This window comes from Streptomyces mabaensis, assembly GCF_053763515.1.
The window spans coordinates 51,520-67,718 of record NZ_JBSOPZ010000017.1 but is presented as its reverse complement, the minus strand read 5'-3'; the positions used below and the strand labels follow the sequence as shown (position 1 = coordinate 67,718).

The following is a 16,199-nucleotide window of genomic DNA, read 5'->3' as shown; positions in this document are numbered from 1 at the left end:
ACGCCATTGTCACCCACCAGTGGTATCCACGCTGGGGGACCCTACTTCAGCCGGAAGACCGGGCCCCGGGCCGTGAACGGGAGAGTCGCTCCCTTGGGGATCAGGAAGGCGTGTTCGCGGCGGATGCGCAGGGTGTCGCAGCCGCCGTCGGTGATCAGCAGGAGGGGAGCCGTCGGCGGGAAGTCGGGGGCCCGCTGGAGCAGGTCGACCGCCGGCTGCAGGACGGTCCCGCCGCGCCCACGCACGCGGACCCGGCCCGCGATCTCGGTCGGCGGGAGGTAGCCCGCGTCGTACGGCGCCGCGTCGCAGAAGACCACGCGGGCGGCCGGTACGTCACGGGCCTGCGCGTACGAGGCGATGGCGCCCAGTGCCTTGCCGAGCAGCGCGAGGTCCATCGAGCCGGAGGTGTCCAGCACCACGCCGAAGGTGCAGCGGGCGATCTCCTCCGGCGGGAAGTACCGGCCGGCCCGGGGGATGTCCGGGGTGGCGGCCTGGCGGCGGGCCGGGCGGGCGTAACTGCGTACCGGCTGCGGGCGCGGTACGAACTCGTCGAACCAGCGCGCCAGTCGGGCGTCCCACGGCACCGGCGGATGGGCGAGCGCCCGGATCTCCTCGACCAGCCCGGCGGGCAGCAGCCCGCGGTCACCGGTCCGGTGCAGGTCGAAGCCCTGGACCAGGCCGCGGCGGTAGAACTCGTCGAGGTCGACGTACGTGCCGGGGCCGCGCCCGTGCGCCAGGGGTTCGCCGAGGATGTCGCCCGCACCCTTCCCGCGCAGGGTGGCAAGGCGGCGGTACCTGCGCAGGTCGGTGGCCATCCGGTCGTAGACCTCCTCGACCGAGAGGTCCTTGAGCTCCGCGTCGTACAGCAGCCCTTCGGGCATCGCGCCGACGCCCATCTCGTGCAGCCAGCCGTTGACCACGTAGTCGGCGGCCACGTTGAAAAGGAACGGGTCGCGGGCGCCGCGGCGTTCGCCGTGCCGGAGGGCGGCGTGCAGCATCTCGTGGCCGAGGACGAACCGCCACTCGTCGTCGGCATACCGGCAGAGCGGGTTGATGTAGATCTCGCCCGCAGCGGCATTGACAGCGGCGATGGAAATGCCGTGGGTGCGGGCGAGTTCGGCGTCGGCGACCAGCGTCATACCGGCGGCGATCCCGCCGAGCAGCGGGTACGAGGAGATGAACCAGCTCAGCGCCCGGTCCCAGGGCTGCTGCCGGATCCGCTCTCCGGTCAGGCTGTCCCGGCGGCCGCCCGCGACGTCCATGGCCGCCGACACGCTCTGGGTCAGGGCACGGGCGAAGGCGAGCTGCCAGTCGGGCGGCGGGTCGTTCCACCGGTGCCAGGGCGCAAGGAGCTGGTCGGGTGCGCCGCCCGCCGTACCGCAGTGCTCGTACGCGGCGGGGATGCCGTCGCGCCGCCAGCGCGCCGCGAGCTGTTCCTCGTCACCGCCGGGGTACTCGGCCGGCAGGTGGTCGGGGGCACGGCCGACGGGGAACGTGAGCAGGAAGCGGTTGACGATGGTGCAGCGGGCGGCCAGGTCGTGGCGATCGGGCTGGTCGCGAGCCCGCCCGTTCTCGGTCCTGGCCGCCGGTACATGGCCGAAGCCGAGATGGAGCAGGCAGTGCGCCAGCGCCCAGGCCCACTCGGCCGGTTCGGCGCGGAGGGTGGGGTGGACGTGCAGGGTGCCGTTGGAGTCGACCGCCGCAAGGCCGTACCGCGGGTACTCCCGGCACTCCTTGCTGCGGCAGATGCCTGCCTCCAGTGCGGCCAGCGCCGGATTGCGCCTGACCAGCGCCAGCCCGGACGCGAAGGCCTCGGCCGCCGGATCGGGCCGCGCCCCCGCCCGCTTGCGCGTACGGCTCATCGCCGCGCCTCGACGAGCCGCGGCATGTCGCGTGCGGCCTCGACCAGGAACCAGGCGGGGAGTACGGGCTGCCCGTCGGCGTCGTCCGCGATGACGGTCTGGGCGACTTCGACGGAGATCTCGGCGAGCTGGACGAGCAGCGACTTCGCACGGTAGGCGGTCTGCCGTACGGACGGCGAGACGTGCTGCTTGTCCGCGGGCAGTTCCCTGACCAGCCGGCCGCGGAAGGCCTCGGCGAGGTAGTAGAGCAGGTCGCGGTCCTCGATGCGCTGCGGCCAGGACGCATCGCCCTTGATGATCGCCTCGATGCCGAAGGTGTGCCGGACGATCTTCGCGTATCCGCAGAAGGAGACGGCGTGCGCGGGCGTCAGCGTGCCGTGCGCGATCACCTTGAGGGTGTCCTCGTCGAGCGTCGGCCCGAAGGAGTGCAGGGCGTCGGAGAGCATGTGCCACGAGCGCGGGGTGGAGAACGGCTCCTCGGTCTTGGGCGGCTGCGACCAGAGGTGGTCCGGCCGGTCGGTCAGGTAGTCGGTCACCCAGGGGTGGATGCCGTGCTCACCCGCCCACACCAGCCAGTCGGCGGCGGACGCCTGGAGATGGACATGGGTGAGCCGGTTGACCAGGGCGGAGGCGATGGGCCGGGCGAGGGCGTTGTCGGTCGCCCTGTTGCCGGCCCCGATGACGATGCTGCCGGCCGGGAGCTCGTACGAGCCGATCCGCCGGTCCAGGATGAGGGAGTAGAAGGCCTTCTGCACATCGGGCGTCGCGGCGTTCAGCTCGTCGAGGAAGAGGCAGTACGGCTCGTCACGGGCGATGGCCTCCGGCGGGCAGAACACCGACTTGCCGTCCTGGATCCGCGGTACGCCGATGAGGTCCTCGGGGGCGAGCTGGGTGCCCAGCAGGCTCACGCACTCCAGGCCCAGCGAATCGGCGAACTTCCGCACCAGGGAGGACTTCCCGATGCCGGGCGCGCCCCAGAGGAACACCGGCCGCACGGTCGCGAGGCCGAGGAGCAGTTCGGGTATCTGGGCAGGAGAGACGGTGACGGTGGCCTGCACGCGTGGGGTTCCTTCGGGTACGTGATGTCCGGACCGGTACGTGATGTCCGGGCGCCCAGTGTGTGGGCACCGAGTGTCACGGCGCAGCCGATTTTCCCTGGTCCTCCGCCGTGCTCAGCGGTACCTGCGGGCCGTCGCTCTCGCGCAGCCAGCGCCGCAGCACCCGGTGCAACTGCTCCGCGCCGACCAGCTCGCCGCCGTCCGGCACCGGCGCGGAGAGTTCGACGGGCCACAGCAGGAAGGGGTGCGCCTGCTCGCCACCCAGGCCGCCGTGCGAGCCGATCTGCTCCTCGAAGGCGTGCACCTCGCCGGTCCGCGGGTCGTAGCTGGAGTTGACCATGATGTCGGCAACGTGCGGGAAGGAGTCGGTGCGGCGCACCGCGTCGGCCGTGCCCGGCCCGAAGGCGGCGAGCGGGCCGTGGTCCCCCGCCCCGTCGCCGTCGAGCCGCAGCTCCGCCCCGTGCGGGCCGAGCACCAACGGCCCGTCGCGCTCACTGCGTACGAGCAGGAAGCCGATGCCCGGATGGTTGGCGAGGGTGCTCAGCAGCGCCGGATGCCGGCGTTCGATCTGCTCCCGGGTCATCCGCCGCGGCACATCGGGGAACGAGATCAGCCCCAGGTTCCCGGAGGCGAGCACGATCGGGTCGGAGCCGCGCACCGGATGTGCCTCCTCCTCGCCCTCCTCGACCGGCCGGTGCAGCGCGGCCAGTACGGCGGCGCGGGCCTCCGCGCCGCTGTGCGTACGGCCCGCCCGGCGGGACACCGGCAGCCCGCAGCCGGCCCGTACCAGGTCCTTGAGCCGCAGCCCGTACTGGCTGAGGAAGCTCTCCCCGGGGCTCTGGCCGTGGTCGGACAGCAGCACGATCCGGTAGCTGCGCGGGGCGTGTTCGGCGACCTTGATGATGAGTTCGAGGGACCGGTCGAGCCGTGCCAGGACCTTCTCGGCGTCCCGGCTGCGCGGCCCGGAGTGGTGGGCCACTTCGTCGTACGCGACGAGATCGGCGTAGACGGCGGCGCGGCCGGCGAGCATGTCGCCCATCACCGCGGCCACCACCACGTCCCGTTCGACGACGGTCGCGAAGGCCCGGATGAACGGGTAGAGCCCGCCCCGCCCCACGCGCGGCCGGTCGCCGCGGAGCCGGGAGCGGGTGGACTGGCCGATCTCGCGGGCCACTTCGGCGACGAGGGACAGGGCGGTGCGGACGGCGTTGGCGGGGTCGGAGAAGTACGCGAAGTAGCCGGCACGCGAGCGGTTGGCCCGGCCGCGCCGGGCGGCGATGGACAGGACCAGGGCGAGTTGGTCGGCGCCGCCGCTGAAGAGGTTGCCCCGGCTGGCGCCGTCCAGGGTGAGCAGTCCGCCGTCACCGGTCCGCCGGATCGCGCGGCGCTGGAGTTCGGCGGCGCTGGTGGGCCGGTTGCAGACCATGACGTCGCCGGTGTCCTTCTCGTACCAGCGGAAGGCGGGGACGTCGTGGTTGGAGCCGTGCAGGATGCCGAGCTGGCTGGCGCCGGTCTGGCTGGACCAGTCGGTGCGCCAAGGGGTCAGCCGGTGGGTACCGGCCAGGAGCCTCGCGACGGCCGGCATAAGACCGCTCGCGACGGCGTGCAGCAGCACCTCGTGGCCGACGCCGTCGAGTTGCAGGAAGACGGTGCCGGGCGGGCCGCTGCGCCCGGCGTCCTCGCCGCGTCTGCGGCGCCGCCGGTCGGCGAGGCGGGAGAGCCTGCGCCGGTACGCGGTGTCGTCGCGGACGGCGAGCGCGGTGGAGGTGGCCGAGGCGACGGCGGACATGACGGCGGCGACGACCACCGCGGTCTCCGGTTCGGCCTCGGCGCGGGCGTCCGGTATCAGCCGCAGGGCGACCAGCAGCAGTGAGCCGTTGAGGAAGAAGACCAGAACTCCCAGTACCAGTGCGGGTACCAGCAGCAGGGCGCGTACGAGCAGGGGCCACACCAGTGCGCTCAACAGGCCGAACGCGCCCGCGCCCCACGCCGCGGTGACCGCGATCCGGGTGGCGCTGTCGCCGTCGTCCGACTGGAGCTGGAACTCGGGCAGGGCGCCGGCGAGCACCAGCATGGTCACGGTGGACACCGCCCACACCACGATCACCCGCCACAGGGCGCTGCCAGCGGCCCGCCATCGCCCGTCGACCACGCCGTTCCCACCTCACGTCCCGGCCCGTGGCACGCGCACGGGTCCCCCACCTCCCAGCGTCGCACAGCGCGGGGGGCCGGGTGGAACGTCAACAGCCGTCATATCCGGCCGTCGGCATGGACAGCCGGCGGTGCACCTCCGCCTTCATCGCCGCGTCGTACGCGGGCTCGTCCAGGCCGGCGGTCTCCAGCCGTACGCCCCGGCGCTCGCACTCCGCGGTGAACTCGGGCACCGACCTGAGCGCCCGTTCCAGTACGCGGTGGTTGGGCGCGACGAACAGGTCCACCTGGCCGGCCTCGACGTCCGACCAGAGTCCGCAGTGGTCGGGCCGGAGGCCGTAGATGAGCAACTGCCGGGTCAGGACGTAGCCCTGGTCGGCCGCCCAGCGGGCGCACATGGCGTGCTGGCTGCGGGTGTCCACGACGAAGGGATCACTGTCCAGTTCCTCCAGCGGTGTCAGGCTGGCGATCGCCGCCACCCGGACATCAGCCATGCCGTCCCCCTCCTCCGCGAGCGTGTGCGAGCCTCCGCGAGCGTGTAAGAGCCTCTGCGGGCCGTGGCGCCCAGCACCCGACCCTACTCCGGCTCGTACCCCCGTAGGCTCGTACCGAGGCAACCCGAGTGAGGAGGCCGTGCGTGCCGGTGGAGATCACCTGGTGGGGCCATGCCACCTGTACGGTCGAGGACTCGGGAGTCCGGGTGCTGACCGATCCGCTGTTCACCCGGCGGCTCGCGCATCTGCGCCGGCGGCGCGGTGAACTACCGCCGCCCGAGGCCGCCGTCGCCGAGGCGGTGGTGGTCTCGCACCTGCACGCCGACCACCTGCATCTGCCGTCGCTGGCGCGGCTCGCGCCCGGTACCCGGCTCATCGTGCCGCGCGGCGCGCGGCAGGCGGTGCCACGGCTGGGGAAGCTGTCCGGGCTGCGCGTCACCGAGGTCGGGCCCGGCGAGGAGGTACGCATCGGGGACCTGGTCGTACGGGCGGTGAGCGCGCGGCACGACGGGCGCCGGCTGCCGGTGGGACCGCACCGCTCCCCCGCCCTGGGGTTCGTGGTCTGCGGCGAGGCACGGACGTACTTCGCGGGCGACACCGGGCTGTTCGAGTCGATGGCGGACGAGGTGGGTCCCGTCGATGTGGCGCTGCTGCCGGTGGGTGGCTGGGGCCCCTATCTGGGGCCCGGACACCTCGACGCGGGGCGCGCGGCCCAGGCGCTCGCCCGGCTGACGCCGCGCAGCGCGGTGCCGGTGCACTACGGCACGTACTGGCCGATCGGTATGGACGCGGTCAGGCCGCACGAATTCCACGCCCCGGGCGAGGAGTTCGTCCGGCACGCGGCGCGGCTCGCGCCCTCCGTCGCCGTGCACCGGCTCGCGCACGGCGAGAGCGTCCGGCCCGGGGCGGTCCGGTGATCCACGCGTTCATACAGCAGGTGCAGCAGGTACAGCAGGTGCCTCCGGAGACGACCCAGCAGGTCGTGGGCTATCCGGCGCTCTTCGTCCTGGTGGTCCTGGGGGCGCTGGTGCCGGTGGTGCCGACCGGGGCGCTGGTCAGTTCGGCCGCCGTGGTCGCCCTGCACCAGGCGTTCCCGTTCGCGCTGCTGCTCGTCTTCGGGGTGGCGGCGCTCGCCGCGTTCCTGGGGGACGTCGCGCTGTACTGGCTCGGGCAGCGCGGCCTGCGCTCGAGGAACGGCTCGCGCTGGCTGGGAAAGCTGCGTGACCGTGCGGCTCCCGAACGGGTCGCGCGGGCGGAGCGGGGGCTCGAAGAGCACGGCGTACTGGTACTGGTGCTGTCCCGGCTGGTACCGGCCGGGCGGATCCCGGTGATGCTGGCCTGCCTGCTGGCGGAGATGCCGCTGCGCGGTTTCGTACGCGGCAGCGCGCCGGCGTGCCTGGCCTGGGCGGCGACGTACGGGCTGATCGGCATCCTGGGCGGCTCGCTGTTCGCCGAGCCGTGGCAGGGGGTGCTCGCGGCGGTGGGGCTGGCGCTGCTGATCAGCGGGGTACCGGCGGGGTGGCGCCGGGTGCGGACCTACTCGTCCCGGGATCGTGGCCGCGGTCGGGACCGGGGCCGGGGCCGGCGGGAGGTGTGAGGACGCGGGAGGCGCCGACGGGCAGGTCCCACAGCTCGTCGCGGGGGCGGCCGGTCCGCTCCCAGGCGGCACGGACCCGGGTGAGCGGTTCCAGTACGGGTTCGGCGGACAGTACGAAGGTCGCCCAGTGCATCGGCGCCATCCGGCGGGCGCCCAGGTCCTGGCAGGCCCGGACGGCCTCCTCGGGATCGGCGTGCACATCGCGCAGCCACCAGCGGGGCGCGTACGCGCCGATCGGCAACAGGGCGAGATCCATGGCGGGGTGGCGGCGGCCGATCTCACGGAACCAGTGCCCGTAGCCGGTGTCGCCGGCGAAGTAGACGCGCTGCCCGTGGCGGTCGGTGAGCACCCAGCCGCCCCAGAGCGAGCGGCAGGTGTCGAGGAGGGTGCGCTTGGACCAGTGGTGAGCGGGCACGAAGTCGAAGCGCACGCCGTCCGGGCCGCCGAGCCGGGCCGCCTCCCACCAGTCCAGTTCGGTGACGGTGGTGAAGCGTCGGTGCCGGAACCAGCGGGCCAGCCCGGCCGGGACGAACAGCGGGGTGTCGCGCGGGAGCCGCCGCAGGGTCGGGGCGTCCAGATGGTCGAAGTGGTTGTGGCTGATGACGACGGCGTCCACGGGCGGCAGATCCTCCCAGCGCACGCCCACGGGGGTGATCCGGGCCGGCGTGCCGAGGATCCTGCGGGACCAGACCGGGTCGGTGAGCACGGTGAGCCCGCCGATCCGGATCACCCAGCTGGCGTGCCCGGCCCAGGTCACGGCGACGGTGTCCGCGTCGACGCGGGGTGGTGGGCCGGGCGCGAAGGGCAGCCGCGGGATACCACTGAGGCCGTCGGTGCCGGGCCGGATGGCACCTTCGCGAGCCAGCCGGGCAAAGGCCCGGACCCCGGGAAGAGGCGCGGTGAGCCGATCGACGAACGAGGCCGGCCAGTACCGGACCTCGCCAAGAGCCCGGACCCGGCCGGGGGCGGGGGCGGGGGCGGGGGCGGCGGTCACGGAGCCGCCCACCGCTGGGCCGCCGGGGGCCGGGCCGCGCGGGCCCGGGCCGCCCGGGGCCGTGGCTCCGGCAACAGCGCCCCAGGCAGCGGCATCGGGTGTGGCCGTCGCGCCCGGGGCCGGTACGCCGGCGGAGCCGCTCGCGGCCGGGGCACCCGGTGCCGTGACACCGGATGTCGGGGCGCTCCGGGCAGGAACGGTGGCCGCCGGAGCGGTGCTGGAGGCCGTTACGTCCGCCGCCGTCGCCCCGACGGAGCCGCCCACCGCCAGGCCGGCGGGGGCCGGGCCGCGCGAGCCTGGGCCGGCCTGGGTCGTGGCTCCGGCGACAGCGCCCCCGGCAGTGACCCCGGGAGCGGCATCGCAAGCGGCATCGGGCGTGGCGGTCGCGCCTGCGGCCAGGGCACCCGGCGCCGTGACGTCAGCCGGGCGGCCCCCGGCGACAAGAGCGGGGTCGGGGGCCGGCCTGGTGGCGGCGGCAACCGTCTCGTCCTTGGCGCGGGCGCTGCCAGGAGCGGTCGCGCCCGGAGCCGGTTCGCCGGCGGAGCTGCTCGCGGCCGGGGCACCCGGCGCCGGGGGGTCAGCCGGGCGGCCCCCGGCCAAAAGCGCGGGTGCGGCGGCAACGCTCTCGGCCTTGGCGCGGGCGCCGGGCGAGTGGCCTCCCGGGCGGGCCGGCCCGTCCGGGGCGGGCTCGGGGTCGGTGCTCGGCGTGCGGGGAGCGCCTACGCCGCCGTCCTCCTCCGGGCGGTCCGTCTGCCCCGTCTGTTCCGTCTGTTCCGTCATCGAAAGGACTCCGTTCCGGTGGCGGGCGCAGTCATCGCAGTTCGTCGAAGGCCGTTCCGAAAATGCTCAGTGCTCGCGAGACGTGCGGCAATTCCAGTGGCTCCACTGCGGTGAGGGACTCCATGCGCTGCTCCTGGGTTGCCCCGAGCAGCGGACCGGTCGCCAGCCGTACGCGCAGCGCGCCGAGTTCGTCGCCGAACCGGTGGCCGCCGGGTACGGGCGAGCCGAGGCGTTCGGTCAGGTAGTCCTCCAGCTCCATGGAGTCACTGACCCCGCGGGCCGCCAGCCCGGAGCGCAGCGGGTCGAGGTCCGCGTAGAAGTGACGGCCGGCCTGCGGCGGGCGGGCCAGCGCGCCCGACGCGAGGACCGTGTGGTGCAGCGCGGACGCGACGCGGGAGTGCAGCGCGGCGGCCGCGGCGATGCGCTCGGTGACGGTGCGCGGCTCACCGAGTGCGTGCGCCGCGGCGTTGGCGATCGGGCCGGCGCAGAACGCGCCGATCGCGGTCAGGATGTCGAGCGTGCGGGCGCGCAGCGCCGCGGCCCGGCGGGTGGCGGGGAAACGGGCCACCGCGGCCGGCCAACCCGCCGGCGTGAGCGCGCCCGCCAGATCGGTCAGTACCGTCACCTCGTCGGGGCACATCTCGGCCGGACTGACCAGCACGGTGTCGTGCGGCCGGTGCACGGTGTCCCGCCAGGTCTCGTCGCTGACGATGGCCAGCCCCTCCGAGACCGCGGCCTCGCAGGCCTCGGCCAGCACCTCGGGCGGGGCCACCGTCGCGGTCGGGTCGTCGGCGACGGACAGCAGCAGGAGCCGGGGGTCGCCGCCCTCGGCGCGGACTCGGCGGACGGTCTCCAGCAGGGCGAACGGATCGGGTACGCCCCCGCACTCCGCCGGGGTCGGCACATGGTAGGAGGGCCGCCCGAGCAGTCTGACCTGCGGCGTCCACCAGGCGGGGCACGGGCGCGGCAGCAGGACGTCCCCGCCATAAGCCGCGACCAGGGCCAGCAGCAGCGGCGGCGCACCGGGGGCGGCGACCACCTGGTCGGGCCCGGCCGGCAGACCGCGGCGGCGCCAGTAGCCGCAGGCGGCCTCCCTGATGGTCTCGCCGCCGCCGGGCGGTTCGGGGGCGGCGCGTCCGGCCGCGGCGGCGAGCACCGCCGCCAGGTCCGGCAGGACGGGCAGATCCGGCCCGGGAACGGGGGCGGGCGGCCCGTACCGGACGGGGCCGTGGCCCTCCGACACCGTCCGCTGCATGCCTCCACCTCCGGTCACGCCGTCCACTGACCCTTGTGCCCTTTATACGGAGGTTTCGTACCGGCTGCCGCTCCTACCTCCCGTCCACCAGAAGGGCCAGGTCCCGCTCCAGGCCGCGCCCCCGGTTGCGTACGACGGCTTCCGCGACGTCGGCGAGCTTGCGGTTGCTCCGCTGCGAGATCCGGCGCAGCGCCCCGAACGCCGCCTCCGCGTCGCAGCCCAGCACATGCATCAGGATGCCGCTGGCCTGGTCGATGACCGGGCGGGAGCGGAGCGCGTTCTCCAGCTGGCCGACCTCGCAGAGGGCGGCGATGTAACGGCGGTCGCGGACCATTCCGGCCGCCGCCAGGTCACCGAGTGCCGTGACCGGGCCACGGGCGGCCGCCCCGAGCGAGCCGGCGCGGAAGCTGAACAGGCTGATGGTGACCGCCAGCCCGGCCCGGCGGAACGGCAGCGTCACACAGGCACGCACCCCGGCGTCCAGGGCGGCGGCCCGGTACCGCGGCCAGCGGTCCTCGTCCAGCAGGTCCGCGGTGTGCACCGGCTCACCCGCGCCGAGCGCGTCGGGGACCGGTCCCTCACCGGTCGCCAGCTGTACGGCGACGAGTCCCGCCAGGTCGGGGTGGGTGGCCGCGGGCCGGTCGGCGCCGCCGTCGGTTACCGTGGCGACCGCGCCGCAGCATGTGGTGGTGCAGCGGGCCGACTGCTCGGCCAGCTCCGACAATTTCCGGACAGAAGTGGGTGATTCGGATCCGGTGTAGTCCTGTTCGGCACGCATGGCGGGGCGCCTCCCTTCCCTTCCCCGGCTTCCCCGGCCCCGTCCCGGAAAACGACCGGACGGGCTAGCTTTCTCGCATGGCACAGTTGGACGAATTCGGTGAAGAACTTGCGGAGTTCCGGACACGGGTCGGCGAGCTGACCCAGGCCCGGTCCCTGCCTCCGGACAAGCGGCTCGCCGTACTCGACGCCGCGCTGATAGAGCTTCAGCACGTCTCGGAGACCCTGTGGCCGGGCTACGAGCGGCTGGCCGCCGGCCGGGCCGGTGTGCCCGCGGCCGAGCGGCAGGAACTCCAGCTGCTCAAGGGGCTGTTCCAGTGCCATCCGCTGCCCGTCGCGCTGGTGGACCGCGAAACGGTCGTACGGCGCATCAACTTCGCCGCCACCGGGCTCACCGGCGTACGCGCCGGGTACGCGACCGGGCGGCCGTTCGCCGGTGTGCTCACCCCCGGCGACCGGGCCGCCTTCCGCTCACAGGCCGCCGCCGTGGCCCGCGGTGAGGGCGACCGCAGTCTCGTCGTCCACCTCCAGCAGCGGCCGGCCGTCCCGCTGCTGGCCACGCTCACCGCGCTGCGCCCGCCCGGCGAACCGCACACGGCGGTCCTGGTCGTGCTCCAGGCCGGTACGCCGGAGACGGCACCACCCGCAGTCCCGGCCGCCGGAGGGCTCGCGCCGCGGCCCGGTCTCGCCGAGGCGACCCGGCACGCCGAACTCATGGACCTGGTCGACACCATGGCCTCGGCCCTGCTGCGCACCCCGGCCGGCGACCGGGACGCGGTGCTGCACCGCGCGGCGGGGGTACTGCACGGCCGGTTCGCCGACTGGGTGGTGGCGGACTCGGGCACCGGCCCGCTGGTCCGTACGGCCGTACTCGGTCCCGCCGACGACACCGCGAGACCCGTGCTGCGCTCGCTCACCGGGCAGGACCCGGACCGCTGCCCGCTCGTCGTCGAGACCGCGCGCGGCGGTTCGGCGGCCCTCCAGGTACGCCCCGAGGACCCGGATGCCTTCGGTACCGACGCCTCGGGCGCCTCGGTGCTCGTCCGCGCCGAGGTCACCTCACTGCTGTGCGTCCCGCTGGCCGTCCCGGCGGACACGGGTGCGGCGGGACCGGGGTCCGGCCCCGGCGCCGGGCCCGGGACCGTACAAGGGGTGCTCACGTTGTTCCGTACCGGCTCGCGGCGGGCGTTCTCGATGGCCGAGGGACAGGCCGTCGACATGATGTCGCGTCACATCGCACTCGCTATGCGGCGTCCGTCATGACCTGGTTGCGCAGCCGGGTACAGGAGCGGGTGATCAGCCGGGACACGTGCATCTGCGAAATGCCCAGGTCCTCCGCGATGCTGCTCTGTGTCATGTCGCGGAAGAACCGCATGTAGAGGATCTTCCGCTCGCGCTCGGGGAGTTGGCGCAGCCGCGGCTTGACGGCCTCGCGGTCGACGACGATGTCGAATGCGGGGTCCGGGCCGCCGAGCGCGTCGCTCAGCTTGTATCCGTCGTCGCTGCCCGGCAGTTCGGCGTCCAGCGAGAGCGCGGTGAAGCTGTCCAGCGCCTCCAGCCCGGCGGTCGCCTCCTCCTCCGTCATTCCGGCGTGGTCGGCTATCTCCGCCGTGGTGGGCACCCGTCCGGACACCGTCTGGGCGAGCTCCTGGTGGGCGACGCGGACCCGGTTGCGCAGGTCCTGGACTCGGCGGGGCACGTGCAGCGTCCACATGTGGTCGCGGAAGTGGCGTTTGACCTCGCCGGTGATGGTGGGCACGGCGAAGCTCTCGAAAGCGGTGCCGCGGTCGGGGTCGTACCGATCGACGGCCTTCACCAGGCCCAGCGCCGCGACCTGGCGCAGGTCCTCGAGGGACTCGCCGCGGTTGCGGAACCGGCCGGCCAGGCGTTCCGACATGGGCAGCCAGGCGCTGACGAGTTCCTGGCGCAGGGCCTCCCGCCCGGGCCCCCGAGGAAGTACGGACAGCCGCCGGAAGGCATCGGCCGTGTCGGGCGCGTCGTCGTGCGGGTGCTTCGCGGTCGCGTGGGTGCGCATGTGCGTGAACTCCCTGAACGGTGCTGACGGATGGTTGTCACCGCGGGAGGGCCGCTGCGGACGCGGACAGGGGCGGCTGCACGCCCCGGGGGCGCGTCGAGCCGCTCCCACGGACGTGCCTCCGGTCCGAAGCACGAGGAGCGCTTTCCCGGCGGCCGGGGCTTCAAACGCGCCGGGTCCTCAGGTGCGTAGGAGACGTACGCGAGGGTGGCCGGAAACCCGTCCCGGGTTTCCGGCCACCCTCGTGCGGCGCGGTGTCGTCGGCGCCGACCGTCAGTGCTTCGTGATCAGCTGCTTCCAGGCCGGTCGGCGGTCCCGGGCGTTCCGGCGCAGGAGGACCACCGCGAGGAGCACGATCGCGCCGCCGGCGGCCGCGAGCGGCGCGGGGTGGCGGCGGATCGGTTCGGGGGTGTGCTCCTGAACCGCGTGCACCGTCCGGTGGGCCGTTTCCTGTGCCTGCGCCTTGACCTCGGCGGCCTTCTCCTGGGTGTGTGCCTTGACCTCCGCGGCCTTTTCCCGGGTGTGCGCCTTGACCTCGGCGGCCCTCTCCTGGGTGTGCGCCTTGACCTCGGCGGCCCTCTCCTGGGTGTGCGCCTTGACCTCCGCGGCCCTCTCCTGCGTGTGCGCCTTGACCTCCGCGGCCTTTTCCCGGGTGTGCGCCTTGACCTCCGCGGCCTTCTCCTGGGTGCGGGTCTTCACATCGGCCTTGGCCGCCAGCTGTTCCGCCGTCTCCCCCAGCCGGGCACGCGCCTGCTCCACCCGGGCCTGGGCGTCTGAGGTGGGCTCGTTCATCGGTGGGTCCTCTCCTTGAGCTCGTGGATGTCCGCTCGTACGTTCTCGACGGTCCGTTCCGGGGCGAGCGGGGTCGCCTTGTGGGTTTCACGCCGTCCCAGCAGCGCGAGCAGCGCCGCCACGGCGGCCAGGATCCCCGCCACCACCAGTCCCGCGGCCCAGACCGGAATGAGCAGCGCGAACGCGGCGACCGCGGCGACCACGAGCGCCTGGAAGGCGAAAAGACCCATGATCCCGGCGCCGCCGAAGAGCCCGCCGCCTCGTCCGGCCCGACGCCCCTTGGCCGTCAGTTCGGCGCGGGCCAGGGCCAGCTCCTCCCGCACCAGATCGCTGAGCTGCTCGGACGCCTGCTTGACGAGTTCGCCCACCGAGGGCTCGGGGGACACCGCCATGATCCTCACCTCCGTGGGGCCGGCCGCTGCCGGCCGTACTGACCTGCACTCACCTGTCTGCCCATGGCCGCTCGGCCGGGACAACGGGTGCCCCACCCCAATAGCCGCAAACATCCGTGTTGCGGCCGCGTCACCGGGTACGCGCATCTCACTCCCGAACCTTGGAGGCACTCATGCAACGAGGGAGCGACCGGCTCAGCCGGCGCCAGGATGATGAAATGAAGCACCAGCTCCAGGGGCTGCTGCGGTCCGGCCACCCGACCCGGACCGAGGAGTGGCACGACCCCGAGCCCTTCGCGGAGGACGACCCGGAGGTGGCCTCCGGGCCCGTCCCCCGGCCGGGCTCCACCGGCGCGTCCGAGGGCCTGCCCCGCGAGCTGGGCCGGCACCTGGCCCGCACCCCGTTCCCGGCCCACCGGCGCGAACTACTGCGGACCCTGGAGCAGCGGCACGCACCCGACCGGCTGCTGGATCTCGTGTCCGAGCTGCCGGCCGACCGTACGTACCGCACGGTGCAGGACGTGGTGCGGGCACTGCCGCAGGAATAGGCCCCTCCCCCTCGGGTACTGCGGGCGGAGTCATACCCGACGCACGCAAGCACTCAGAGGGAAGGCGGACCCCCATGGCCCAGTACGTCAGGGAAGTCATGACGCCGGGCGTCGCAGCCGTACGGCCCGACGCCTCGCTCGTCGAAGCGGCTCAGCTGATGCGTTCACAGGACACCGGGGACGTCCTGGTCGCCGACGGCGACCGGCTGATCGGAGTGGTCACCGACCGGGACATCGCGTTGCGCGCCGTGGCGGACGGGTTCGACCCGCTTACCATCAACGCGCAGTCGGTCTGCACCCCCGATCCGGTGTGCGTGGGCCCGGACGACGAGGTGTCGACGGCGGTGTCGCTGATGCGCCGGTACGCCGTGCGGCGGCTCCCGGTCGTGGAGGACGGCCGGCCGCTCGGCGTGGTCAGCCTGGGCGACCTCGCGGAGGCCCAGGACCCGGGCTCCGCGTTGGCCGACATCAGCCGGGCGGCCCCGGACGCACCGGGCGGACTCCAGTAGCCGCCCCAGTAGCCGCCCCCGACCGGGCTCCTCGCGTGCCCCGGCCCCCTCGTCTCGTCAGACGCGGCGGCCGAGGAGCGCGAGGAGCCTGGTCTGTGCGTCGGCCCCGGGCGGCGGGTCGAGCGGCGCGGCGAACAGACCGGTTTCCGCCAGGCCGTCGGCGTACGGGGTCACTTCCCCCGCCGTGAAGTCGACCAGCGCCCCGGGGAGCCGCTCCGGCGCGCCGATCGCGCGGGAAAGGTCCCAGGCGTGAATGACGGCGTCCGCGGTCATCTGCGCGCAGTACGCCGACGCCCGGCTCCTGCCGTACGACAGATGGACGGTGCGGGACAGCGCGCCGGGGGCGCCGAAGGCCTCCCGGGCGGCCACCGCGGCGCTCTCCCAGGCGGCCACCGGGTCGTCACCGAGGACGTCGCCGTCGAAGGCGTCGCCCTCGTCCTCCACCGTGCGGCCGTGGGTCACCAGCGGCGGGACCCACAGCTGCTCGACGGTGAGGTGGTTGACGAGGTCGGCGACGGACCACTCGTCGCACGGCGTGGGGGCGTCCCACTGGTCGGCCCGTACCGCGCGCACGCGCTCGGTGAACAGGTCGAGTACCTCGGCGTGCCGGGCGAGGAGTCCGTTTCCCACCGTGCTTTCCCTCCGCTCACTGTTGCCGCGCGCGGGCGCCCGCGCGCGTCCGGCCGTCGGCCGCCGGGCGGTCCGGGTGGCGCCGCAGGTACTCGCCCTCCAGCTCGGCCATCCGGACGTTGTGTGCGTGCAGGGCGTCCAGCGACCCGTGCAGCAGCGTGTCGTGCCGGGTGCGGTGGATGGTCTCCAGCTCGCGGAGCAGATCCTGCTCCGACAGCCGCGCCGGGTCCACGCCCTGCCTGCGCTCCGTGTCCTCCATGACGGGCCTCCCGTTCGTGTGGGTCCTCACCTCCCAGGTACCCGCAGGGGACGAAATACCCGGAAG

General features: G+C 74.1%; 17 protein-coding genes. 5 read left to right on the top strand and 12 right to left on the bottom strand.

Features of this window, described 5'->3' with window-relative positions:
- Nucleotides 1-41: 41 nt before the first annotated feature.
- The 4 genes from ACWV17_RS17270 to ACWV17_RS17255 form a co-directional block, all read right to left on the bottom strand.
- Nucleotides 42-1,862 carry a vWA domain-containing protein gene (locus tag ACWV17_RS17270; RefSeq protein WP_455360433.1) on the bottom strand — a complete coding sequence of 607 codons (1,821 nt, stop codon included), beginning with the start codon at nt 1,860-1,862 and terminating at the stop codon, nt 42-44.
- Complete coding sequence (locus ACWV17_RS17265; RefSeq protein WP_455360432.1) at nt 1,859-2,920, bottom strand: ATP-binding protein; 1,062 nt, start codon at nt 2,918-2,920, stop codon at nt 1,859-1,861. The genes ACWV17_RS17270 and ACWV17_RS17265 overlap by 4 nt, the downstream gene beginning before the upstream one ends.
- A 76-nt stretch (nt 2,921-2,996) precedes the next feature.
- Nucleotides 2,997-5,072: an alkaline phosphatase family protein gene (locus ACWV17_RS17260; protein ID WP_455360431.1), complete on the bottom strand. Its 2,076-nt coding sequence runs from the start codon at nt 5,070-5,072 to the stop codon at nt 2,997-2,999.
- An 88-nt stretch (nt 5,073-5,160) separates the two neighbouring features.
- Nucleotides 5,161-5,565 carry a hypothetical protein gene (locus ACWV17_RS17255; protein WP_455351625.1) on the bottom strand — a complete coding sequence of 135 codons (405 nt, stop codon included), beginning with the start codon at nt 5,563-5,565 and terminating at the stop codon, nt 5,161-5,163.
- Between the two features lie 143 nt (nt 5,566-5,708).
- On the opposite strand from ACWV17_RS17255, the gene ACWV17_RS17250 reads away from it, so the two are divergent.
- Nucleotides 5,709-6,482 (top strand): MBL fold metallo-hydrolase, encoded by a 774-nt coding sequence (locus ACWV17_RS17250; RefSeq protein ID WP_455360430.1) that lies wholly within the window; start codon nt 5,709-5,711, stop codon nt 6,480-6,482.
- Between the two features lie 20 nt (nt 6,483-6,502).
- Nucleotides 6,503-7,162 carry a DedA family protein gene (locus tag ACWV17_RS17245; RefSeq protein ID WP_455360429.1) on the top strand — a complete coding sequence of 220 codons (660 nt, stop codon included), beginning with the start codon at nt 6,503-6,505 and terminating at the stop codon, nt 7,160-7,162.
- Here the strand turns inward: ACWV17_RS17245 and ACWV17_RS17240 are convergent.
- From ACWV17_RS17240 to ACWV17_RS17230, 3 genes are all read right to left on the bottom strand, one after another.
- A complete protein-coding gene (locus ACWV17_RS17240) occupies nt 7,065-8,156 on the bottom strand; it encodes an MBL fold metallo-hydrolase (RefSeq protein ID WP_455360497.1) in 1,092 nt (363 codons plus the stop codon). The genes ACWV17_RS17245 and ACWV17_RS17240 overlap by 98 nt on opposite strands.
- Nucleotides 8,157-8,967: 811 nt before the next feature.
- Complete coding sequence (locus tag ACWV17_RS17235; RefSeq protein WP_455360428.1) at nt 8,968-10,191, bottom strand: aminotransferase class I/II-fold pyridoxal phosphate-dependent enzyme; 1,224 nt, start codon at nt 10,189-10,191, stop codon at nt 8,968-8,970.
- 73 nt (nt 10,192-10,264) lie between these two features.
- A complete protein-coding gene (locus ACWV17_RS17230; protein ID WP_455360427.1) occupies nt 10,265-10,969 on the bottom strand; it encodes an ANTAR domain-containing response regulator in 705 nt (234 codons plus the stop codon).
- Nucleotides 10,970-11,046: 77 nt separating this feature from the next.
- On the opposite strand from ACWV17_RS17230, the gene ACWV17_RS17225 reads away from it, so the two are divergent.
- Nucleotides 11,047-12,231 carry a PAS domain-containing protein gene (locus ACWV17_RS17225; RefSeq protein ID WP_455360426.1) on the top strand — a complete coding sequence of 395 codons (1,185 nt, stop codon included), beginning with the start codon at nt 11,047-11,049 and terminating at the stop codon, nt 12,229-12,231.
- Here ACWV17_RS17225 and ACWV17_RS17220 read toward each other — a convergent pair.
- The 3 genes from ACWV17_RS17220 to ACWV17_RS17210 form a co-directional block, all read right to left on the bottom strand.
- Nucleotides 12,212-13,003, bottom strand: coding sequence for an RNA polymerase sigma factor SigF (locus tag ACWV17_RS17220; protein ID WP_455360425.1), 792 nt, complete (start codon nt 13,001-13,003; stop codon nt 12,212-12,214). The two genes, ACWV17_RS17225 and ACWV17_RS17220, sit on opposite strands and share 20 nt — an antisense overlap.
- 273 nt (nt 13,004-13,276) lie before the next feature.
- Complete coding sequence (locus tag ACWV17_RS17215) at nt 13,277-13,795, bottom strand: DUF3618 domain-containing protein (RefSeq protein ID WP_455360424.1); 519 nt, start codon at nt 13,793-13,795, stop codon at nt 13,277-13,279.
- Nucleotides 13,792-14,187: a phage holin family protein gene (locus tag ACWV17_RS17210; protein WP_455351633.1), complete on the bottom strand. Its 396-nt coding sequence runs from the start codon at nt 14,185-14,187 to the stop codon at nt 13,792-13,794. The genes ACWV17_RS17215 and ACWV17_RS17210 overlap by 4 nt, the downstream gene beginning before the upstream one ends.
- A gap of 173 nt (nt 14,188-14,360) precedes the next feature.
- On the opposite strand from ACWV17_RS17210, the gene ACWV17_RS17205 reads away from it, so the two are divergent.
- Nucleotides 14,361-14,735, top strand: coding sequence for a DUF2795 domain-containing protein (locus ACWV17_RS17205; protein WP_455351634.1), 375 nt, complete (start codon nt 14,361-14,363; stop codon nt 14,733-14,735).
- Between the two features lie 74 nt (nt 14,736-14,809).
- Entirely contained in the window at nt 14,810-15,244 is a 435-nt protein-coding gene (locus tag ACWV17_RS17200) for a CBS domain-containing protein (RefSeq protein WP_455360423.1), read from the top strand.
- Between the two features lie 57 nt (nt 15,245-15,301).
- Here ACWV17_RS17200 and ACWV17_RS17195 read toward each other — a convergent pair whose 3' ends face one another.
- Complete coding sequence (locus ACWV17_RS17195; RefSeq protein ID WP_455360422.1) at nt 15,302-15,874, bottom strand: TIGR03086 family metal-binding protein; 573 nt, start codon at nt 15,872-15,874, stop codon at nt 15,302-15,304.
- A 16-nt stretch (nt 15,875-15,890) separates the two neighbouring features.
- On the bottom strand, nt 15,891-16,133 hold the full coding sequence (locus ACWV17_RS17190; protein ID WP_455351637.1) for a DUF6158 family protein: 243 nt from the start codon (nt 16,131-16,133) through the stop codon (nt 15,891-15,893).
- Nucleotides 16,134-16,199: the final 66 nt, after the last annotated feature.